Origin of the sequence: Leptospira ainazelensis (genome assembly GCF_016918785.1) — a bacterium.
Classification (GTDB): Bacteria; Spirochaetota; Leptospiria; order Leptospirales; family Leptospiraceae; genus Leptospira; species Leptospira ainazelensis.
This window is the reverse complement of record NZ_JAFFPT010000003.1, coordinates 14,980-37,779: the sequence shown is the minus strand read 5'-3', so window position 1 is coordinate 37,779 and position 22,800 is coordinate 14,980. Positions and strand designations below refer to the sequence as shown.

17 protein-coding genes are annotated in these 22,800 nt (G+C 43.7%); 10 read left to right on the top strand and 7 right to left on the bottom strand.

The window, feature by feature from the left end:
- Window positions 1–173: 173 nt before the first annotated feature.
- A complete protein-coding gene (locus JWG44_RS00215) occupies window positions 174–1,481 on the bottom strand; it encodes a sterol desaturase family protein (protein ID WP_205272950.1) in 1,308 nt (435 codons plus the stop codon).
- A 21-nt stretch (window positions 1,482–1,502) separates the two neighbouring features.
- Between JWG44_RS00215 and JWG44_RS00210 the strand changes: the two genes are divergently transcribed.
- The 3 genes from JWG44_RS00210 to JWG44_RS00200 all read left to right on the top strand — a co-directional run bounded on the left by JWG44_RS00210 (window position 1,503) and on the right by JWG44_RS00200 (window position 4,908).
- Window positions 1,503–1,685, top strand: coding sequence for a hypothetical protein (locus tag JWG44_RS00210; protein WP_205272949.1), 183 nt, complete (start codon window positions 1,503–1,505; stop codon window positions 1,683–1,685).
- Window positions 1,686–1,708: 23 nt separating this feature from the next.
- Complete coding sequence (locus JWG44_RS00205) at window positions 1,709–2,893, top strand: Vgb family protein (protein ID WP_232371403.1); 1,185 nt, start codon at window positions 1,709–1,711, stop codon at window positions 2,891–2,893.
- A 290-nt stretch (window positions 2,894–3,183) separates the two neighbouring features.
- On the top strand, window positions 3,184–4,908 hold the full coding sequence (locus tag JWG44_RS00200; RefSeq protein WP_205272948.1) for an FG-GAP-like repeat-containing protein: 1,725 nt from the start codon (window positions 3,184–3,186) through the stop codon (window positions 4,906–4,908).
- A 56-nt stretch (window positions 4,909–4,964) separates the two neighbouring features.
- On the opposite strand, the gene JWG44_RS00195 is transcribed toward JWG44_RS00200, so the two are convergent.
- The 3 genes from JWG44_RS00195 to JWG44_RS00185 form a co-directional block, all read right to left on the bottom strand.
- On the bottom strand, window positions 4,965–5,108 hold the full coding sequence (locus JWG44_RS00195) for a hypothetical protein (protein ID WP_205272947.1): 144 nt from the start codon (window positions 5,106–5,108) through the stop codon (window positions 4,965–4,967).
- A 146-nt stretch (window positions 5,109–5,254) separates the two neighbouring features.
- Window positions 5,255–6,100, bottom strand: coding sequence for a class I SAM-dependent methyltransferase (locus JWG44_RS00190; RefSeq protein ID WP_205272946.1), 846 nt, complete (start codon window positions 6,098–6,100; stop codon window positions 5,255–5,257).
- Between the two features lie 1,046 nt (window positions 6,101–7,146).
- On the bottom strand, window positions 7,147–7,722 hold the full coding sequence (locus JWG44_RS00185; RefSeq protein ID WP_205272945.1) for a TetR/AcrR family transcriptional regulator: 576 nt from the start codon (window positions 7,720–7,722) through the stop codon (window positions 7,147–7,149).
- A 433-nt stretch (window positions 7,723–8,155) separates the two neighbouring features.
- Between JWG44_RS00185 and JWG44_RS00180 the strand changes: the two genes are divergently transcribed.
- The 4 genes from JWG44_RS00180 (at window position 8,156) to JWG44_RS00165 (ending at window position 12,068) form a co-directional block, all read left to right on the top strand.
- Window positions 8,156–9,859, top strand: coding sequence for a mucoidy inhibitor MuiA family protein (locus JWG44_RS00180; protein ID WP_205272944.1), 1,704 nt, complete (start codon window positions 8,156–8,158; stop codon window positions 9,857–9,859).
- A 128-nt stretch (window positions 9,860–9,987) separates the two neighbouring features.
- Window positions 9,988–10,458, top strand: coding sequence for a PaaI family thioesterase (locus tag JWG44_RS00175; RefSeq protein ID WP_205272943.1), 471 nt, complete (start codon window positions 9,988–9,990; stop codon window positions 10,456–10,458).
- Window positions 10,459–10,531: 73 nt separating this feature from the next.
- On the top strand, window positions 10,532–11,323 hold the full coding sequence (locus tag JWG44_RS00170) for a helix-turn-helix domain-containing protein (RefSeq protein ID WP_232371402.1): 792 nt from the start codon (window positions 10,532–10,534) through the stop codon (window positions 11,321–11,323).
- A gap of 106 nt (window positions 11,324–11,429) precedes the next feature.
- The gene (locus JWG44_RS00165) at window positions 11,430–12,068 is read left to right on the top strand and encodes a hypothetical protein (RefSeq protein ID WP_205272942.1); all 639 of its coding nucleotides are present in this window, start codon (window positions 11,430–11,432) and stop codon (window positions 12,066–12,068) included.
- Between the two features lie 45 nt (window positions 12,069–12,113).
- On the opposite strand, the gene JWG44_RS00160 is transcribed toward JWG44_RS00165, so the two are convergent.
- Both JWG44_RS00160 and JWG44_RS00155 read right to left on the bottom strand, forming a co-directional pair.
- The gene (locus JWG44_RS00160; RefSeq protein ID WP_205272941.1) at window positions 12,114–15,737 is read right to left on the bottom strand and encodes an Ig-like domain-containing protein; all 3,624 of its coding nucleotides are present in this window, start codon (window positions 15,735–15,737) and stop codon (window positions 12,114–12,116) included.
- Window positions 15,738–16,073: 336 nt separating this feature from the next.
- Window positions 16,074–16,991: an NAD(P)/FAD-dependent oxidoreductase gene (locus tag JWG44_RS00155; RefSeq protein ID WP_205272940.1), complete on the bottom strand. Its 918-nt coding sequence runs from the start codon at window positions 16,989–16,991 to the stop codon at window positions 16,074–16,076.
- 261 nt (window positions 16,992–17,252) lie between these two features.
- On the opposite strand from JWG44_RS00155, the gene JWG44_RS00150 reads away from it, so the two are divergent.
- Both JWG44_RS00150 and JWG44_RS00145 read left to right on the top strand, forming a co-directional pair.
- Window positions 17,253–18,170 (top strand): LysR family transcriptional regulator, encoded by a 918-nt coding sequence (locus JWG44_RS00150; protein WP_205272939.1) that lies wholly within the window; start codon window positions 17,253–17,255, stop codon window positions 18,168–18,170.
- Window positions 18,171–18,369: 199 nt separating this feature from the next.
- Window positions 18,370–19,965, top strand: a complete 1,596-nt coding sequence (locus JWG44_RS00145) for an exonuclease (protein ID WP_205272938.1) — start codon at window positions 18,370–18,372, stop codon at window positions 19,963–19,965.
- 192 nt (window positions 19,966–20,157) lie between these two features.
- Here the strand turns inward: JWG44_RS00145 and JWG44_RS00140 are convergent, their stop codons facing one another.
- Entirely contained in the window at window positions 20,158–20,598 is a 441-nt protein-coding gene (locus JWG44_RS00140; RefSeq protein ID WP_205272937.1) for a hypothetical protein, read from the bottom strand.
- Between the two features lie 468 nt (window positions 20,599–21,066).
- Here JWG44_RS00140 and JWG44_RS00135 point away from each other — a divergent pair, with 468 nt between their 5' ends.
- Window positions 21,067–22,737: an Ig-like domain-containing protein gene (locus JWG44_RS00135; protein WP_205272936.1), complete on the top strand. Its 1,671-nt coding sequence runs from the start codon at window positions 21,067–21,069 to the stop codon at window positions 22,735–22,737.
- Window positions 22,738–22,800 lie beyond the last annotated feature (63 nt).

The window sequence follows — 22,800 nt, the reverse complement described above, 5'->3', positions numbered from 1 at the left end:
AAATAGACAAAAATCGCGACTTGTCCTAAAATCATGACTACGTTAGGCGAACTGGGGAATCACAAAAAAGTAAAAATGAAAAAGAAGGAATAGACTCCGTCAAAGAGGGAACAAACTCACTATAAGGATAAGAATCGATCCGCAACGTCGACAAAGTTCGTTTCGCAAGGAATTTAGAAAGTAAGCTTTTCTTTTCGATCTCCAAAAAAATCGCGATAGAACAAAAGCCAAACCCAGGACAAGAGCGAAAAACCAAAAATCGAGAACGAAAACACGGACGTACCGAAAAATTGAAACGTTATATAGTCGAAATAGAGCAGACGAATCGGTTCGAGATAGAGAACCCATCTTCTCAAATCGCAAATTCCTCCGATAGAAACAAAAGAAAGAATACTGATAAAAAAGATCGTTTGTAAAACGACCGTCGGGATCTCCGTAACGTTAGCAAGGGCCAAATACGATCCGGTCAGGATCAAAAAAGACCAAAAGGTCGAATAAACCATCACCCCTTTTGGTAGAATTACATCGTACTTTTTGAATGTAATTAAATCCGTTTCCGGTTTTTTTCCTGGATCGACAAAGGTTGTGGGTTCCCGACCGGGGATTGCAACGAAAACCTTCATTCGATTTTTCCAGCCGTAAGTTTTTTTTGCAAGATCAATCATCTCCCACCAGTAGTGAAAATTCGCCCAGAGCGGATTGAAACTTTTGAGTTGTGTCGTGATTCCGTAGACCACCTCCTCCGCTTCCGGCTCGAACGTACCAAACCATTTGTCGAAAAAAATAAACGTTCCTCCGTAATTCTTATTGATATACTTTGGATTTCTTCCGTGGTGAACTCGATGATGAGAAGGAGTGTTGAAAATTCTTTCGAACCAGTACGGAAATTTTTTAATCCACCTTGTATGAATCAAAAATTGATAGATTAGACTGAACTGACCTACCAATCCCATCATCACTGGCGGGAAGCCTAAAACCGAGAGCGGAAGATAAAACACCCACGTAAACAATCCTCGAAAACTCGCCTGACGAAACGCAACGGAAAGATTGTATTCCTCGCTTTGATGATGAACGATATGCCCGGCCCAGAGAAAGTTGATTTCGTGGCTGAGTCTGTGATTCCAATAATACGCGAGCTCGTAAAAAAACAAACACGCCGCCCAAGTAAGAACTATAATTCCCCACGACCAATAGATGGGGGACATTCCGAGTAAGTTCCGGGAAGAAATGCTCCAAAGGATTTCAGTCGGCCAGGAGGGAAGATCAAAAATTCTCCAGTTTAAATAGATCCAGAGATAACCCGCGATCGTAATCGAATGAAAGACGATGATAAAAATTTGATTGGAAATTCCGGCGGTTAAATTGTTAAGCGAATCGCTAAAACGATAGAGTTTTAGATTTCGACGCCAGGAGAATACGATTTCCAGTCCGATAAATAAGAATAAAAATGGAATAAAAAGAATTACAAAATTGTGTTCCATCTAGGATCTCGGAGGAACACAATGCTGATCATCATTCTCCAATCCGACAATACAATTCGAACCTTTACGGTTCTGAAAAATATGTGGATCATTACCTCCTTCTTTTATTTGGATAAAAACTCGGACGTTTATTCCTTTAAATCCGTCGTTCACTCCAATCGGAAAAAACGAAGCGCAGAACCGCTTGTGAGTCTGTTTATATAACTGAGACTTGTTAGAAAGGCTCGATGAATTTACTTCCGATGATTCCAACTAAAAGATCCGCGTTCTTGTTACTCCTTCCCTTTTGTTTTGTTTCCTGTACGATTTGGCCCGCTCTTACCTTTTTAGTTTCCGACGATAAATCGGGAAGTTCGGATATAGCCGCTCCACTTGCGCTGATGCTTCTCGCCAACGGGGCCTCGGCTCCCCTGGAAACCCCGAATCTTATGTATGTCACAAACTTAGTTTCCAATACCGTAACTTTCTACAACGCAAAAACGGGAGCCTATCTAAACGGAACTCTTGCCAATTCGAGCTTTGCGACACAGGTGAATCCGGACTTTGTTGCGGTAAACCCGACGGCAAATATTCTCTATGTTTCAGGACAGGCGTCGGACACGGTCACTTATTTCAACGCAAAGACCGGCGCTTATCTCAATGGAACGTTAGCAAACTCAAGCTTTGCGACGGGTGCGGCTCCGTATTCCATCGCAGTCAATCCGAACGACAACGTTATCTATGTTTCCAATACAAACGACGGAACCGTTACCTACTTCGACGCGACGACCGGAGCTTATCTTAACGGAACGATTGCAAACTCGACATTTGCGACTGCGGGTAACACTCCGCAGGCGGTTGCGTTTAACCCGATAACCAATCTAATGTATATTACGAATTTTGATTTGGACGACGTGGCCTACTACAACGCATCGACCGCTGCGGTAACTTCCAGTTTTGCGGCTCAATCCGGTCCGACCTCGATCGCAGTCAATCCGACTGCAAACCTATTGTATGTCGGGAACAATGCTTCCAATTCGATTACTTTCTACAACGCAACCAACGGGGTCTATATCAACGGAACACTTACAAATTCCAGTTTGCCGGTTGGAACCGGTCCCGTTTCGATCGCAGTCAATCCGACCGCTAATATCCTCTACGCGGTAAATCAAACTTCTCAAACGTTAACGTTTCACGACGCGACCACGGGCGCTTATCTCAATGGAACTCTAGCAAACTCAAGTTTCTCTACCGGTTCGTCTCCGACCGGAGTTTCCGTCAATCCGATTGCAAATATTGTCTATGTAACCAACGCCGCCCCTGCGACCGTCACTTTTTTTAATGCGACTACGGGCGCTTATATCAACGGAACTCTTGCCAACTCCAGCTTCCCGACCGGATTATCTCCCTCCTCGGTGATCGTAAGTCCGTAACTCTTCCCGCCTAAGACAGTCATTCGAAATTAGATATTTACAAAAATTCTCCGGCGCTTTCTCCCTCGTTCGAGGGATTTTTCTCGAAGAAAGAAAGTCGAAATGTTAAGCGAAATGCACTTTTTATAATTTTCTAAATTAGCTTATGGTTTTTTTTGAAATTTTCCCGAAATCCTTTTTTCAACTTTACCGATCCGACCGCACCCAATTTCAATCGTAACCGAAAGATTTCGAAAACACGAAAGTTTTCGTAATTTCTTCGAAGTTATTTTCGTTTTAAATATATTATCTTGAAAAGAATTTTTAAAATCGATCTTTGTGCAGTGATCTTTTCAACTTGGCTGACGGGTTGTGTAAGTCCGATCTTCAATCCGGAAATTGCATATTCCCGCGCCTGGTGGGAAACCGAAATTCTAAAATGTATCCTTTCGGGCGCTTGTTTGGATCGTACACCCCCTTCCGTTACTGTTGGAAATCTTTCTTCTTCGCATAACTCGATCTTAGAATCCGGTTTTATCGTAGGAACCGCAAACGACGACCTTCTTCTTTCTCGTATCGAAATCAGCTTGGACTCCGGTCCCTTTTTTTCCGCAGTGGGAACTCTTTCCTGGCGTTATCAAATTCCTTCTTCATTGAATAAAGCGGGATTACATTCGGTTCAAGTGCGTAGCGTCGATTTTTCGGGGAATTCTTCCGGGATTCTTAACTATACGTTTAGAAAAGGAAACAACAAAGACGTCAACGGAGACGGATTTCCGGACATCGCGATCGTAGCATCCTTATTTTCCACCACTCGAAACGGAGACGTCTATCTATATTATGGAATCGGAATGAATGGTTTTAATCCGACAAACACGAGTATGGCGAACGTAGTCATTCTCGGAGATTCCACCGCTTCTTTTGGATACGCTCTTCAATTAGGGGACGTAAATGGAGACGGATACGCCGATCTCGTTGCCGGAGGTTCTTTCGAATACGGTGGAGCAAACGGAAAAGTTTACGTTTTCCAGAGTCAAGGAACAAACGGAATTATTGCTTCCAGTTTTGCTAACGCGAATCTAACCCTCGATGCGGGGCCTTCGACAACTCTCGGTTATTCTATTTCTCTCGGAGACGTAAACGGAGACGGAATTTTGGATATAGCGGCGAGCGGTTATGTCGGCGCGGGTTTGGCTCAAATTTATCACGGAGGATTGAACGGTGTTTCTCCTACGCCGAACACGTCGATCATCGGCCCCGGAAGTAACTTCGGGTCCGCCGTTCGTTTGGGGGATCTGAACGGAGACGGATTTTCCGATCTGATCGTAAACGGCAATACGTTTAGCGCTTCCGCAGGACAGCTCTGGATCTTTCATAGCGGTTCGGGCGGGATATCGGCCGTCGATACTTCCTCCACGACATTGACCCTAACCGGTGTTTCGTCTAACGATTCTTTCGGGATCTCCATGGAAACGGGAGACGTAAACGGAGACGGTTACGAAGACTTGATCGCCGCGTCCGTCGGTTATTCGGGAAATACCGGAAGGGTTTATACCTTTCACGGAAGTCCCGGCGGCATTTCGGCCGTATCACCAGGCGGAGCAAATCAAACCCTAACGGGAGCAACCGCCTCTGAATCTTTCGGAAACGGTTTGGCGTTAGGCGATGTAAACGGAGACGGATTTTTGGATCTCGCCGCCGGATCCACCGGCTTTAGCGCGGGACTTGGAAAAACTACCTTGTTTCATTCTACGGGGACTTCCATATCGGCAACCGCGTCCGCAACGATTTTAGGAGAGACGGCGGGAGACGGTTTCGGTCTCGGTGCCTTTGCCGATTTTAACGGAGACGGTTATGCCGATTGGATCGCAGGCTCTGCAGGAAATTCAAACAGCGCGGGAAGGGCTTATCTTTTTTATAGTCCGGGTGCGAGCGGTCTGATTGTTTCCCTCGCGACGAGTGCGAATTTAGCGATCTCGGGTTATAATCTTCCGGGGCCTACGGGTTCTCTTTTCGGACAAACGTTCAGTCATTAGAATCGTATCCTAAATTTTAATTTTATGTTGAGAAGTTCCGTTATAAACTGCATCTTTCAGAAGTTTCGAAAAAATCCGACGCTCCATTTGACGTTGTTGTTCTGCAAATAGAACAGAAAAAAATAATAAGCAACGATATGCAAAAAGATAAGATAACCTAAAACCGCGTAATACAATGAGTTAAAATTTTTTAAATTCATATTTCTATCAAACCTCCGCATCCGAAGCGAAAATTAAACGAATTAAATCATTAGAATATTCTTGTAATCCATCCGCGTTAACTCTCTTTTTTTCGATAAAGTAAAACAGAATCAAAACCCTTAAAAATCAAGATTTTTGAAAAAGATCAAGGCTTAGTTCCGGAAACTACAAGAGCGCTGGATTCGATCTGAACGTCGTCTTTGTATTTTTGATTCACGGTTTCAAAAACTTCGACCTTGATTTTTTCCCTCATGTTTTCATCCGCTTTGGAAAGCGCTGAGACGATCGGAGCCGCAACCTCCGTCATGACGTTCCAATAGGTTTCCGCCGTTTTACATTTCAGCTTTCCCGAAACTTCCTTGACCAAAACGCTCTTCAGTCCGGCTTCTTGGAAAAGATTAGAAATTAAATTTTGTTCCGCACAACGGAACATTCCGGGAGAGCCCGGAGGAGGAGCGGGTAAATTCATATTTTTTTGAATCGCTCCCAGGATCGCGGTGATCCAGAAATTTTTTTCAGGGATGTTCCAAACCGAAGTTGCGATCCGTCCACCGGGTTTCAAAACACGAACCATTTCATTCAGAGCTAATTTCATATCGGGGAAAAACATAAAACCGAAACGACAACTGATCGCATCGAAGGTCTCATCCTCGAAAGGGAGTTCGCTGACGTCGCAGACCTGAGTTTCGATGTTCGAAATTCCTCTCCGTCTTGCATTTTCCCATGCGATCTCCAACATATCTTCCGCGAGATCCGTGATAAAAACCGTTCCACTTTTGGCAAGCGACGCGATCGTCAATCCCGGTTCTCCTGTTCCTGACGCAACGTCCAAAACATGATCCGTCTCCATGATATGGAGTCGACGAATGATCTCGTCTCCCATCGGTTTTAGAAAGTCCATAAAAAGGTCGTCCCATTTCTTCCAGCCAGGAGAAAAATGATTCCAAGATTCCTTTTGCTGTTCTCGTATCTGTTGTAGATGTAATTCCATTCTGGTTCAAAACCTCTTTTGTTCGTAACTGTGATCCGTTTTGTGTCTCTTTTTATAATCTTACTGATGAATTACCGATCGTTCAGTAAGTATTAGGGTTTAAAGAATCCGACTCCTTTTTGGATTACCCTCCAATCCTCCAGAAACTGCGGCAAGCCCATCCAAAGCTTTCTCGCGGCTTCATTTTCCGGATTTTCGGAACCCAGCAAAGCAGGAAGTTCCACTGAAAACCACCTTGTTTACTAATCGATCAGTAAGTCAATAAAAAATTTACACCATAGAAAATGAATCCGGAATCTTACTAGGACACAGGAGACGGCCTATAATCTTCGCGCCCCCGTCTTTTGTAGGCATATCCTTACCCACAAGTTAAAAAAGCGATTTCGAATCAGGGCGATCCAATCAAAGTTTTTGTAGGAGTTCCTACAAAAGCTCTGAGAGAGAATATTCCTTGCAAAGTTTTAATTCTGTGATATAGGAAAATGTCCGGGAGTCTTCCGCCTCCCGCCCCTCCACCCAAAATTTCAGGGCGGGGCTTTCGTTTTACGGAGGACTGTCGTTGTTACGACAGATTCTTCTTAAGATTCAAAGAACTTTGTGGGTAAGGATATGCTTTTGTAGGAGCTCTTACACCCTCCGCGAGAACCACCGCATAAACTCAGGTCCCAGAACGACGCATTGAGTGACTTAGAGGCTGCTTTCTCGCTTGCCATAGATCCTTCCCTGCAACTTGGAAAGTTCTTTTGAATCCACCTTTCGCAAGTAAAAGTCGGAACTGTAGGAACTCTTACGAAAATTCCGATCGGGATCGCTTGTGGAATTTTAGGAGAGAGCAAAGTCACCCATAAGCGCCCAACCACCCCGAACCCAAAAAACTCAGTGCTCCGCTCCCGATGGGTCGCGTGAACTCAGCGCCGGGATTTCGTTTCACGGAGGATTGTCGATGTTCCGACAGATTCTTCTTAGGATTTAAATAACTTGTAGGAAAGATAAGGTGCGAGTGTTTTCGGGAATTCTCTTAAAAATCGAAAGTTGGCTATCCTTTTTTATAATTTCAAATCGCTGGAAAGGATCACTCCGATTTTCTCGGCAAATGCCGCCGTAGGGAAATCGGCCACCTTGTTGAGTTGAAGACTTCCAAAAATCTGACCATAGCCAAAACTCGCCGATAGATAAACCCAGGAAAGGATTCTTGCCATTTCGCGCTCCTGTACAAATCGACCGACTTCGATCTCAAGCGCGGCATGAAGCGCCTTCATTTTTTCGTGAATCACCTTTCGATCGGATTCCGCAAAGTTTGGAAATTCCGCCAAAAGCCAGCGATCTTTTTGAACCGTATCCGAATCGTGGGCACAAACCCTGAGAGCGATCTGCGTAAACAATTCCTTCAGTGACTTCGCGGATAAACCGACTTGCAAAATTTGTTCGGGATCGGGTAAGTGAGAATGAAGAACTCCTTTGAGAATCGCTTCCTTCCCTTCCGGAAAATAATAATAGAGAGCCGCCGTAGTACAATGAGCCGCCTCGGCGATATGTTTTATCGAAACCGCGTTATAACCACGATCCATAAAAAGTTGACTGGCGACACTAATGATGGTTTCGCGCAACCCTGTTTCTTGCATAATGTTCAGACTTCCCCCGGCTTCCAAATTGAGAAGTAAAATTTACAACCGTAGAGAATCCGCCTCGGACAAAAATCGAAGTCTCGAATCATTAAAACGGAAAAATCTCGTCCAACACGACGGGGAATTTTATCCAATTCTGATATAATTTCGGAATTCTATTTTAGTTTATTTTGTTTTTCTTATATTTGATTCTAAAAGCCGCATTTCCTGCATGAAAAATCAACGTCAAAAAATAGAATTTTTTTTCAGAATCGGAAGGAACCGCCGATTTTTCGGAAGAATCGAATCCTACCGGTTTTCAGAGAGACCGATTCTCCCACAATCGATCCGGAACGATCGTTTGTTTATGATTGCAAATTTTTGATCCCTAGGAAAGGATTTTCAGTCTGTATCGATCTTTTCCAAAAATATATTCAATACGGGGACCGGAATGAAACTAAAACTCGAAAACGGACGGCTCACAATTCTTCTTTTTACTTTATCTTCGTTTTTCTTTTTATTGGAAGCGCAAGATCCGGATTCTTCCCGAGTCATCGGTAAAATCCAATCGGTCACGATCTTTTCGGATCGAGCCTTGGTGAAAAGAAATCAAGAGATCAAACTGCAGAGCGAAGAAACAACTCTTATTTTTGCGCGTCTCCCCGCGACGGTGGTTCTCGATTCGATCCGCGCTTCTTCGGACGGAGCCTTGAACATTTCTTCGGTTTCCATTCGTACGATTCCGTTGGGAGAAGATTCCGAACTTACAAACGATCCTTTAAAGAAAAAAACGATTTTGATCCAGCAAGAAATCCGCTCCGAAACCGATCGACAAACTAACTTTCGCGAACAACTCAAATTACTTTCCTCTCTGGGACAATTGACTACGGAAGAATCGGACCGGCAATTGCGTACAAACTCCGTCGACGTAAAAAATTGGGCTACGAGTTTGGAATTTTTAGAGAGTCGCCGCAACGGTTATCTCGAAAAAATACAGAAGTCCGAAGAAAGATTAGAACAATTGAATAAAGAATTCGTACAGGTAAACGCCGCCTTTTTAAGAATGGCGGACGCAAAACGATGGTCCCATTCCGAAGTTGAAGTCGTTTGTTCCGGAAAACCCGGTTCCAAAGGAATCGTTTCGATCGAATATCTGGTAACAAACGTTTCCTGGAGAGGAATCTACGATCTTCACGGCTCCTCCGAAGGCGGGGACTTTCGTTTGGAATCCCGAGTCGCACTCCGTCAATACACCGGAGAGGATTGGAAGAACGTTGATATCACGATTTCAAGCGCAAAACCCTCCTCCGCGATTTCTTTACCTTCGTTCAAACCTTGGAGAATTAGCCAAGGAAGTCTGACTCAACCGAGCCGAAACGTAAACTCGGAAGACGCTTCGCCGAACGATTCGGAAATTTCCGAAGGTGAAGACGTCGCAAATTTCACATTCCGTTTACCTAATAAAGAAACGATCGTCAGCGACAATTCCGAACACAGAGTATCGATAGACAGCGCTCAAATCAAGGGTTCCATTTCACACGTTGCGATCCCCACTCTTTCCAACTTCGTCTTTCTAAAAGCGAAATTTAAAAATACCACAAAGATGCCTCTTCTTTGGAACGACGTAAAAGTTTTTATGGACGGAAGTTTTATCGGAAGCTATACTCCGGGAAATAGAACCGCGATGGGTCAAGAATTTGAAATGTATCTTGGTCCCGATCAAAGGATAAAACTCAAACGTTCTCTTTTGAAAGGAGAAGTCGCAGGCGCCGGATTTTTGGGTAAAACCGTTCAGATCGAAAATCAATGGCAGATCGAAGTTTCCAATTACACAAAACGCCCAAGACAGGTTACGATTTACGATCAATTTCCGGTCACTGCGGATCCGAACATCTCCACAAAATTTCTGGGTTCGAGTAACGACAGTTTCAAAAAGGACGCTAACGGAACTCTTTCCTGGACCCTTCTCGTAAAACCGGGAGAAAAAGAAAAATTCGATTTTTCCTATTCCATCGAAATCCCGCAGACGATGTGGACGAGTTTGGAGAATATCCGAGAGGATCGCAACAAACCGAACGAAATCGACGATCTCAAACAACAAAACGCTCCCGCGAGTCCGAAAAAAATCTACAACTTGGAAAGAATTTTTAAGTAATCGTTCAAAGATCGGTCATTTTCTTTTTTACATCATTTCGCGAATTTAGAAAACCTCTGCACGTTTTTCCAATACTCCGTCGAGGGAACGTGCTATTCTTCTCCTTATAAAAACAAACGGGGGAAAAGATGACCGTTTCCGAATTATTATATCATAATGTACCAACTGATATTTTTACTTTAAAGGAAAACTGTTCTCTTATAGAACAGGCCCAAAATCTGATCGACCAATGTCATCCCGGTGCGACGAATATGAAAGTGTTGAACATCGCCTCGGAACTTTCCGAGGCGGACATTCCTTATGCACAAAGCAACAGGGCCCTTCACGGATTTATGCACGGAGGTTGTTTTTTTAGCGTAGGAGATACGCTCACTTCCATCATGGCGTTCTTCCACGTCGAAAACGAAAGGGAAAGAACGTTTACGATGGACGCTTCGATACGGTATCTTCGTCCCGTAAGAACGGAAACTGTACGCGCCAAAGCAAGACTCGTTCGAAAAAACGGAAAACTTTTGGAATACGTCTGCGACTTTTTCAACGAAGAAAACAAAAGAACCGCACAGGCAAAATACAAATACGCAATCGCCGAACCTCGTTGATTTTTTCGCTCGTTCGATTTATCTATCATAGATTTCAATTGTCTTGGGTCTCGTTTCCGATTAACATGAACCGATGCAGAACGTAATTTGTGCGCTCCGAGGAGCCGTGTTGTTCGTAGGAAAATTACCGGACCTCGCGTTTCATTCTACCGTTACTTCCGCGACGGTCGTCGGACTGGATACGGAAATCAGAAAACGAGTCAAAGGAAATTCACAATGGATGAGTTCGCGTTGTTTTGTTTTTGATGGAACCCTGAGTCACGAGACAATTCTGAGCGGAACGGTCGGAATTTTGTTCGCAGATCCAGGAAGTGAAATCGGAGCGATCCTGGCAAAGGAAGCGGGCCCAAAAGGGCTTTCCGAAAATCCTACATGGGCTCGTGAGTTGATTACAACCTGTTCTGAAATTCATTCCGCAGACCCGGAACGATATCCCGAAATTCTAAGTCGTTCGTTTCCTTTTAATCGATTGGCGCCCGCCAAAAACATTCAAGACGACGATCGTCTTATCCGTGTTTTGCGAAAGCTCGTGGAGAATCCGGAGGAAACCGTAAACGTCGAAGAACTCGCCGAAGAAATCGGAATGTCCGCGTCCTGGCTGCAACACGAATTTAAGAATGTCGTCGGCCTTCCCCTCCGCGCCTTTCGTAAGTGGTTTCGAATCAAGACAGCGGTGATCGCCCTCAAAGAAGGCGCCACCCTCACGGACGCGGCGCTTGGAGCGGGCTTTTACGATCAGGCTCACTTCACCAATGTGTTTCGGGAGATCTTCGGAATTTCGCCTTCTTCCGTTTTCGGAAAGGGGGAAACGATTCGCTGGTATATCCAGAACGAACAGATCGAAAGGATGCTTACTGTTCTTTGAAACCGGTTTTTTATTTCCTCATCTCGTGAGTTTGTTTCCTTTTTCCGTACCGGCTCGAAGTAAATCTTGACCATAACTCCTTTTTGCCGCTCGATATCTTTCCAAGATGAATCAGGACGTCGATCTTTATCTAAGAAAGAGTATTTTGGATCCTTTTCAAAAAAGACTTCGGATCGATTCTAAAACGATTCAATTCGGAAAACTTCAACTCCGATGTCATGATATCAAAGAGATCCGATATGGAATCACTCAGTTGTATATCAACGGAATCAAAGCAAATCGACTCTATTCTATCGGCCTCCGAGACGGTAAAAATCAATCGATACAAATCGGATTTCAATCGCTTCGACTTTTTGTGACCAACAAAAAAATAGAAGACCGATATCTAAAAATCATAGATTCTCTTTGGGAACATATTACAAAAAGACTCGCTGAAGAAGCGCTCGAAAATCTTGAAAACGGAAGATCCTATAAGATTCAGAATTTAGAAGTTACTCCGAAAGGAGTGAAAATTCTCGTCGTTAAGTGGTTTCAAAAAAACGAAGATCATTTTGTGGAATGGAAGGATCTTCGGAAATATTCGCAAGAAGGACATTTGTATCTTTTTTCGGATTCAAATCCTAAAATTAAAACCAAAATTAATTTTCAAACCGTTTGGAACGCGCCCGTCCTCGCTTCCGTATTGGAGACTTTGTGGCAGGACGGCCGAGCTTATGCCCTGGCCGCTTCGCACGATCGATATTAGAAAATATTCTAATATCATTCTATTCTAACATATTGATTCTTACTTTTAATAAAGACTCCTGCCGAACCAGTTGCCGGTTCCTCCGGTCAAACCGGAGCCGTCCAGGATTTGAGACGCGGAAGAAGGCAGGTTTGTGTTCAAACCCGTTCCGGAAGAATGAAAGATAAACGTTCTTCCTAAAAAAGCGCCGTTGTTATAACCGGGAGAACCGACATAGAGATCCCCGTAACCGTCGCCGTTTACGTCCCCGGTCGATAGACCCCAACCATAGAGATCGCCCATTGGTCCCGTCATCGTAAGAGTCGCTGTGCTCGTATCCGTATAAGAAGGAAACGGAGTCATATAGACGTAGACGATTCCTTGTGCGGGAGAGTTCGGCGTGGAATTTAAGATCAAGTCGGCTCTACCGTCCAGATCCAAGTCTCTCGCCGCAACCGTATAACCGAGATGATCGCTGATTACGGTTCCTTGTATGATAAAGTTGGCGCCTCCCAAACCTCCGCTCAAAATTCCGGCAGGAGTTGTTGAAGAGACAAAGACTACTACGTGTCCCTTGGCGCTGTTTAGAAACGGAGCGCCCGCGATTAAATCCGCATAACCGTCGCCGCTGACATCCGCAAGAGTAAGTGAGAATCCAAACTGACCGCTTCCTCCCGAGTTGGTAATCAAAGAAGAGACGGCTCCTATTCCGGCGGAAGATCCGTGAAAAATCGAAACCCTGCCCTTCTGTGCGCTGTAACCGTAGGCGCCGACGACCACGTCGGAATAGATATCGCCGTTGACGTTTCCCGCAACCAAGGCGCTGCCGAAAAATTCGTTAGTTGCGGAACCGGCAAGAATAACGTTCGCAGTGGCCGCGCTCGTATCCACAATCCCCGGCGTCCCGGTAGAATGAAAGACGTACACCTTTCCGGTGTTAGTTGAAGAATACGGTGCGCCTACGATAAGATCGGAGTAACCGTTTCCGTCCACGTCCGCAGTTTCTAGGGCAAACCCGAATCTTTCGCTGGAGACGGCTCCGTCGATTTTTACGGAAGCGAAGGAAACAAAAGAAATGTTTACGCCGGAACTTCCAGAAGAATAAAACGCATAAACACGTCCTGTGTTCGTGTTAGCCGCTGGAGCACCCACGATCACATCCGAATAACCGTCGCCGTTGAGATCTCCTAAAACGACCGACTTGCCGAATTCATCGGATGTATTACCGACTATATAACGATTTGCTAAACTTGCATTCGTCGCGGTAATTCCCGAGGTTCCGGAAGAATGAAAGATATAAACCAGACCTTGCCCGTATTCTCCGGTCACCATGTCCACGTAACCGTCGCCGTTTATATCTTTGTTAGTCCCTTTTCTGACTTGAACCGAAACAACGGAGGAAAAATTACCGGAAGAATCCTTACTTCGAACCGCGATCGTGTGTTGTGATCCAGCGCTCCAAGTCGAAGTTCCTGAAGGAAGTTTGAAATTCCAAGTCGTCGTACCGGACGCGGACATATACGCTCCCCCGTCGATGGAAACTTCTACAAGCGCAACACCGCCTATGTCGTTCGAGGTTCCGATGACAAAACCGGATTCCACAAGACTTTTGTTTCGAAGATTCTGAATGGAAACTCCCGGCGGAGTCGTATCCGGCGACGCCCCCGTAGTAAAACTCCAACTAAAGACGGAAGCAATCGAATTGTTTGCGAGATCCTTTGCGCCCAAATGAATCGTAGCCGTATAAGTAGTTCCGGAAAGAAGCGAAACGTTCGGCGTAAAAACCGCGTTTGGTCCTGAACAATTCACCGTTCCCGGAACGAAAGCTCCGTTGTTAAGAGTAAAGGTCGCCGTGGTCTGCGAAGTACAATCCATTCCTTCGCTAAATGCCGCGGAAATGTTAGTACTAGTCGCAAGCCCGACGGAAGAATGAATCGGATTTACAATCGAAATTGACGGAGCCGTAACGTCCGGAGCCGAGCCCGTAGTAAAAGTCCAAACAAACGGGGCGGATACCGAGTTACCGGCCATATCCGTAACCGCAGTCGTGATCGTAGCCGTATACGACGTGTTATACGCCAAGGACGTAATCGGCGTGAACGTCGCGGTGTTAGAGGAACAACCGACCGTTCCCGGAACGGAGGAGCCGTCGCTCAAGGTAAAACTGGCGGTAGTAACCGAGATACAATTTAAGGCTTCGCTAAAAGCGATGTTTAGGATTCCATTTACGCTGAATCCAGTGGAAGTATTCAATGGATTTGTAATAGAGATCAAGGGAGGAGAAGAATCCGGTGCGGGACCCGTCGTAAAACTCCAGGAATAAGTTCCTGCCATCGGATTTCCTGCGAGATCTCTCACGGCCGTTGATATGTCGACGGAATAGACCGAGTTGTAGGCAAGATTCGCACTTGGGGTAAACGTCGCAGAGGTTCCGAGACAACTTACGGTTCCTGGAACGCCGGAAGCTCCTTCAAGAGTAAAACTCGCCGTTGTGAGAGTAGAACAATCGATGAATTCGCTAAAAACCGCGCTTAGGCTCGTGTTCACGCCTACTCCGGAAAGAGAATTGGAAGGAGTTACTAAAGAAACCGTAGGCGGCGTAAGATCGGGTCCCGCACCGGTAGTAAAAGTCCATAAAAAAGGAGAAGCAAGCGCGTTAGACGAAATATCTCTGACAGAGGTAGTAATGGCGACCGTATAAGTAACGCCATAGGATAGGGACGCTAAAGGATTAAAAAAAGCGGTGGTTCCGAGACAAGAGACGGTTCCGGGAACGGAGGACCCGTCGCTCAAAACAAAACTGGAGGTATTCAAGGTGGTGCAGTCGAGAACTTCGCTGAATGCGACTGCGATGGATCGGTTGACGGCAAATCCGGTGGAAGCGTTTGCGGGACTAACAAACGACACGGAGGGAGGAGAAGAATCCGGAGCAGAGCCCGTAGTAAAACTCCAGCTAAAAGAAGAGGCAATCGGATTCCCCGCGAGATCACGGGCCGCGATGCTAACGTTGGCGGTATAATTCGTATTAGACAAGAGCGATAAAAACGGCGTAAAGGTCGCCGTCGAACCGGAACAAGTAACGTTACCCGACACCGAAACGCCATCGTTTAGAGTAAAAGAGGATCCGTTTAGGGAAGTACAATTCATAGTCTCGCTAAAGGCAACGGTTAAGGATGTGTTTATCGGGACGGAAACGCTCGAGTGGATCGGAGTAACAAGAGAAACAACGGGGGCGATCAGATCGGAGACGGTCGCGGTTGTAAAAGTCCAACTGAAATTCTCGTTAAGGAGCAAACCGTCCGCCGATCTTAGATCTTTGGAAAGAATCACCGTATATACGGTAGAGGATGCGAGCGGAGAAGAAGGCGTAAAAACAAGATTCGAATTGTTTACCGTCACATTACCCGGAATCGGAGTAGAACCTTCGGACAATTGAAAGGAGGAAGCCGACATCGAAGAAAAATCCAGATTTCGATTAAAGGTAACTTGAATCGAGGTATTCAAAGAAACGCCGTTGACGCCCACACCCGGTGTAATCTGAGAAACACCAAACGGAACCGTTGGCGATCCTCCTTTTAGATCGATATAAGAAAAAATCGGCGGGAGATGATTCGAACCGCCGTTTAAACAGTTTACGAAACTGGATAAAAAGAAAAAGGAGATGAGAGCTGATAAGATAATTTGTGTCATATAACGCGTCCAGACTTGGCTCGACTATCTTCCTTAAGACTGGATTTCGTTATACAATTATAACAACGGAGTGCTGTTGTATTATAAATCAATTAATTTGAAAAACGGGAGAAAAACTCCGAAGTCGCTCAAAGGAGGGCTGGTACGATATCGAGCCTAACGTTTGACTCGAGTCAAAACGAATTCATTTGATTTTTTTGGAGCGGAATTGGATTCTCCCCAACGTAAACAAAAGACAAGAGGCGTCTTAGAATGGCGTAACTTCCTCGATTCTTACAACCAAAAAAGAAACCTCTGTCTAATCAAAAATCACAAGAAGATCCGAAAATCAATCTCCTATGCGTGAGTAAAACCTTCTCCCAATAACGCCGAAACAACTCCGATACCGGCCATCGTGCCCGAAGCTGCGGCCAATAAAACGGAATGCGCCGGACTCACGTTGTCTCCACAAGCAAAAACTCCGTCAACGGTCGTACCTCCCCTCTCGTTCACCTTGTAAAAACCGAATTGATTTTTTTCACAACCGAGAGTCTCGCCGATTTGAGATTTGAGTAGAAACGGCAACGTTGGATGGAAAAAAACCGCCTCTCTCTCTTTGGTCTCGCCGTTTGCCAGAGACACCGCTTTTAACTGTTCACCTTCAAAAACAAAACCCGTAATTCTCTCCTCTATCAATTCTATGTTTTTTTGTTCGATCACGGATCGTTGTTCCTCTCCAAATTCCGCCTTTCCGTTAGTAAAAAGAATCAGATCGGAAGCGAGATCGTGGATCAAAGGCAACATATGGAATGTCATTTCGTTGTTTGAGATAAAACCGAGGCGAGATCCCCGGATTTCAAAACCGTGACAGTAAGGACAATGAAAAATGGATTTTCCCCAGAGTTCCTTAAAACCGGGAACGGGGAGAAACTTATCCTCCACACCATAAGCAAGAATCACTTTTTTAAAACGGACAACGGCTCCCGAAGAAAGTTCGGCGGAAAATCCGGAGATTGATTTTTCAACGGATAAAACAGATCCTTCAAAAAATCCGATCGTTGAATATTTTTCCAAATCTTTTTTTACCAATCTTCTCCACTCGGCGGGGTGAATGCCGTCACGAGTGGGAAAATTATTGAGATGAGAAGAAGGCGCGTTCCGAGGACGACTATCGTCGCAAACCAAAGCGGTTCTGCTCATACGTCCCAAAGACATCGCAGCGCTCAGCCCCGCTGGCCCTCCGCCGATGATAAGAACTTCATAATCAAATTTCATTCGATTCTACTCCTTAAAACAAATTAAAGTTAAGAGAAAAAAATCAGACGTTCTCCGGCGGTCGGGAAGATAGAGATCAAAAAACGATTCTCTTCCGAAATTTTCTCTGTTGTCCTTGTTTTGAACGATCGATTCCAATCGATACGGTATAAAAAATGAAACTACATCTGCGAATGTAAAGACTTATAAAAATAAGAATCTATTTTTTCGAAATATTTTTTATAAGTTGATCTATTGATACCTTTATGGTATCAAATATAAATGGATTTATCAAAACTCAAATCGTTTGTAGTAGTCGCGGAAGAACTTAATTTCAGAAAAAGCGCCGAAATTCTCGGGATGTCGCAACCGCCTTTAACACGATTGATTTCCTCTTTGGAAGAGGAACTTTCGACCAAACTTTTTGAAAGAACGACAAGACAGGTAAAGTTAACCGGCGCAGGCGTTTTCCTTTTAAAAGAAGGAAAAGAAATCATAGAGAGAGTCGAAAATCTTGAAAGAGAGATTCGTTCCATCGGCAAACTCAAATCAGGCGCCTTGAGTATCGGTTTTTCTACGACTACATTCTTGGCAAACCTCCCCCAAATCATAGGCGAGTTTCAGGACCGATTTCCAAAATTAAAGTTTCAACTTCACCAAGAGTCAAGGAACAGGATTTTCAAGGGTTTGAGATCCGGTCAGTTTGACGTTTGTTTTATGGAGGGTACGGTTTCCGAAGAAGGCATCGAACAACATTCCGTAAACGACGAAGGTTTTGGAGTTTTAGTTCCCAAAAAACATCCACTAGCCAAAAGAAAGGAAATAGAACTTCGGGAATTAAAAAACGAAACGATCATTCTACATCCTAAAAAGGAAACGGGAAATTTTTATGATACGATTTTTCAACTTTTTAAACAGAGCGGGATTAAACCGAAAGTGTATATGAAAAAGGAAAGAGAAAGTTGTCCCATTTTGGTCGCTACTGGAAAAGGTCTGTCTCTGACAATCTTAGGCGCGCAAAATGTTGTCCCTTCCGAGACACAGTTTATTCCAATCAAAAAGTTATACTTACCGGTATCCGTATTTTGGATTCCTGAAAATAAAAATCCTTCGTTGAATACTTTTTTGAGTTTTGTAATCGAAAGCAGCGCTCTAAAAAACAGAAAGGCCGAGTGTTTGATGGACGTAATGAGGCTTTGAAAAATACCTTTAGAATTCCATGTAAAACTAATGCGACTAAATCCACTTTTAAGACGGAAACCAGAACGTCGCATTATTTTTAGTCAATCGCCGTTCAGTAAATAAATTGTTGGACTTTTTAATTTTCAGTAGGTAATCTGATTGATTACAATTGTGGAAAATTAGACGAATCGAATGTTTCCTCAGTCGGATTCAAAGAATGAACAACCAACAATCTCTGTATGATCGGGATAAATATACCAAGTTCCTACCCCCCTATTTGTTTCTAAGCGACGAAACGGATGCGACCGTAAAGGCCGCGATTCATCTCTCGAATAAGGAAATCGATCTACTGTTTCGAATCCGAAATCACTCGACGCTTGAGTATTTTTTTTCGGGGAAACTTTTGAGAGTTTGGAAAGACGACAGCGCTAAAATGAACCATTTTGAGATTTTAAAAAAAATGTCCGATATGGGGTTGATTCTTGTATTTCCGGAATTTCGTTTTAAATCTGAAACCAAAGAGCTCCTCGTTTATTTAAATCTATTATCCGGAAAAGAATTCAATCTCAACGGCGCAAATCATCTCAAGGAAATTTTTCTCAACAGCTTGAGCCGCTCCGCGTTTTCGATTCAAAACTACATTCTCTCCTGCGAACCTTATCACGTTGCTGAATTGGCTCCAATTTTAGAGTTTCTATTATCCGGAACCAGCAAGTCCTTATTGAGAGATTCATTCGATTGTAAAAGTTGGATCGTTTCATTTTGTTATGATGGAATTGCAAAAGAAGAAGTAATCACTGAAAGTATTAATATCATTCTAAAAACGATTCAAGACAACGGTTTTATCGCAGTCACTAAAACCGCAGGATTATTTCATGTCGCCGACGAACTTGCGGATGATACGCTTAAGATCGTGAAAAAATATTATTTAGAGCAATTCATTCCAAAAATCAGTTTAGAATATCCTAAAGTTTGGAATCAGCTCCTGCAATTTCGGAATAATCTTGAGATAGAATCCAACTTCGAAGGATCTCTTCAAGAGTTGGAAGAGACCTTTCTTTCCCGGGAATTAGCCGAAATCCATTTGGATTTAGAGGGACTCCCGGAAAAAATAGCCGACTTCATCACTCTTTGTTATTATATCAGCCAAAAAAACGATCAAGAGAAATATCTTAACATTTCCACTCAAGAATTAAGATCCATCAAATTGTTAAAAACGATGATGTCCATGAAGAATGAAAGCCTTTCGAAGTTCGTGATGATAGACTTAGAAGAGGACAGAGAGTTTTCGTTTAGGGTGATAGAAGATATAAAAAACGACCGCGATTACATATCCGGCGAATGGTTTGAAAAAGGGAAAAAATTTCACTGCCTTCTTAATAAAAGCGCGGAAAACGTAGTTTCGTTGATGGAAATAATGATTCATAAATTCGCTTATAAAAAGGAAATGCTCAAATCCTTTTTATATGTATTACATACAAATAAAAAAACCTTCCCGTCCTTATTCTCTAACTTAGATTTCCAGAAATCCTTTTTCAAACTTAAGTTCTTATGTTTTGAGAATCAAGCTTCTTGGTTTGATAAGATTTTATTTTTGGTTCACGCTTACGGTTGGCTGGAAACGTCTTTGGATCGTCAAATTTCAAAGATCCAATTTGAACAGATGAGCAAAGGAATGGAATACGTCGAAAAAAGAAGAAAGGAACTCGAAAAAATTAAAAATTCCTGGATCGAAAATGAAATTCGTACAAAGGAGATCCATCCAAAGACCGTGAATCAATCGTTTGACGAGATTGCGGGAAGGCATTCGTGAAACACGAATGATTTCGCAGAATCCACTTTTTTCCCGTTCTTCTATTTAACAGAAAACCATTTTACCCGAATTCGAATGATCAAAGAATATTAAGAATTTTTAACCCGGCCTTAATGGAACAAGCAATTCAAAAGTGAACGTTGCCCAAATCTCAGATTAAGAAAGGCGAGATTCTAAATTCTACATAAACCTTCATTTCTCTTTCTTGTCTGCTCTCAAATAACGGGACAAGAATCTTATCACGATGATCAAAGTAAAAAGAGAGAACACATAAAACAATACCGCTGAGAATGAACACACAACTGTAACTATACCTTCCTTTAAAGTTAAAGATGAGTTCGACCAACATTCCCCAAGGTTTCTCCGATCGTTACAAGTATCGTCATACGTGATCAACATCACGGCGGATATCAAATAAATCAAAGAGGAGGTAAATACACCGACTAAGACGGAAATGAAAAACCATTTTTTCAGAGCCAGAAGAATGACGCAGGATATCGAAAGAACAAAAAGAGTTACGATTCCAAAAAACCATGAGTTGGGGAGATCGTAATCGTGAGTGGGCGCACAAGCCGATTGTAGAAACAGAGTCGATAAAAAGATGAGATTTAAGAATTTTTCGTTTTTTTTCATAAACACCTTCGTCCTAAAGCAGATTTTTACCGTTCCAGAGAACGAATCAACCGGGATACGATTCCTTTCCCGAATTGAAACATCGAGTTCACGTTGACATCGTTATAGGACAAGCTGGATCCAAACATTCGCTTTCCATTCAAATCTTCTATCCGAATGGCCTTTATTTTCGGTCGATATTTTTCAAATCGGAAACGTTATGTGTACTTGTTTAGAAACTCGCTTCCTTTTTGACTTTTATGACGTTGAGCGGATTTCTCCGTAATCTGCACATCTTTCCAAGACCGAAGCGGGACAACGTGATCCTTCTCCTTATAAAAAACTAAGGAATAAACGACATGTATTTAGGAATGAGAAAAGAGCGCGCTTTCGTAAAAAAATATATTCGTAGGTTATAATAATATGAGTCATGACTCATAACTAAAAAACCTAAATCGTTCGCGATCCGGGAAAATCGGAGAAGCCCTAATGAAAAATTGGAAAAAACGTAAATCATCTCTTAGACTGTTTAACATTACCTTAGTCGTTCTTTTAGGGATTGCCATTCTATCCTGCGGAGACAAGAAGGAAGCCGGTGGCGCAGAAACAACCCTTCTTCCTTTGCTTAGTTCTTCCGGATCGCAGAATACATCCCCTCCACCTCCCGAGACGGGAATTTTGCCGCCGTCCTCATCTCCCTTGATACCAGCTCTTACCCAAACGACTCCGCTTAACAACGCGGCGAACATACCGATTAACGCCAAATTAACGGTCGTTTTCTCGAAAGTAGTGAACATCAATTCCGTCACAACCAATACCGCAGATAACAACTGCTCGGGTTCGGTCAGCCTTTCCTCCGATAACTTCGTGACTTGTGTTCGTATGAATTCCGCGCCAACCTCTCCCTTTGGTACTAACAGCGCTTCCTTTCGATTAGATCCGGCAAACAACTTAGCCACCTCCACTCCGTACAAAATCAGGGTGCTGGACACGATTGTCGACGAAAGCGGAAGAAAACTTTCCGCTACCGTGACCACCTCTTTCGGCACGTCTGCAAGCGCCGACATAACAGCGCCGGGGATTCAACACTCTCTTCCCTACGACGGCGATGCATTGGTAGGAACTAATACATCTATCTCCGTTACCTTCACCGAAGCAATGGAGGCGACTTCGCTTAACGTAAACACTACGAACACCACTTGCTCGGGCAGCATCCAGATTTCGAATAACAATTTTGTTAGCTGCAAAAGAATCGCTGTGCAACCACAGTTCTTCAATCAAATGCGATCGGTAGCTATAAAACCCGCTATACCATTGGAAAATTTTGAAGATTACGAGATCAAAATCACTGCGGGCGCAAAAGACGTAGCCGGAAACTCATTGAATGAGCAGATCCTCTTCTTTGTTACTCAAACCAACGACTCCACAGCTCCTCAATTGGCGCAAATCTTTCCAAATGACAACCAAATCGGAGTAGCGAGAAATCGGGTTTTCACATTGGGTTTTACGGAGAAAATGAATCCGACTTCGTTTGTATTGAATCCTATAAACAATACTTGCTCAGGGACGGTTCAGATTTCAGCGGATAACTTCAATACGTGCGTAAGATTGAATGCAAATTTCCGTTACGAGGGAGACAATATCGGACTGGTTCATTCCTTTTTTCTAATAGATCCGTTAGAGCCTCAGACTGTTTATAAGATAAGACTCGCAAACGGAATTCAAGATTTGTCTGGAAATGCCTTTGCAGGTGGAACTCAGGCGACCGGATTTACGACTGGAAACGATTTAGACAACGCTCCCCCCACGATTCTTGGGATTACACCGAACGATGGAAGTGTAAATCAACCATACACAGGTTATAATGTCGAAATTCGTTTCTCCAAAGAAATGAATCCGAATGATTTTAGTCGAAATATTTCCAACGGAGCTTGCAGAGGAAACATTCAACTTTCGATGGACAACTTTGTCAATTGCATCCGCTTGAATGCTCTTACCGTCTATACAGGGAACAATCGAATTCGAGTCAATTCCGGCGGAGGAAGTCTATTACCCAATACGACTTACAAAGTTAGAATCAAAGGGACGATCCGAGATGCGTCCGATAATGCCCTTGGAGCGGACTTTACTCAGACCACCGGTTTTACGACCGAGCCGTAATTCGATTTCCTTAGAATGTTTCATCCAATCAAGGATGGCATTTTAGGGAAGAATTTCCGCTCG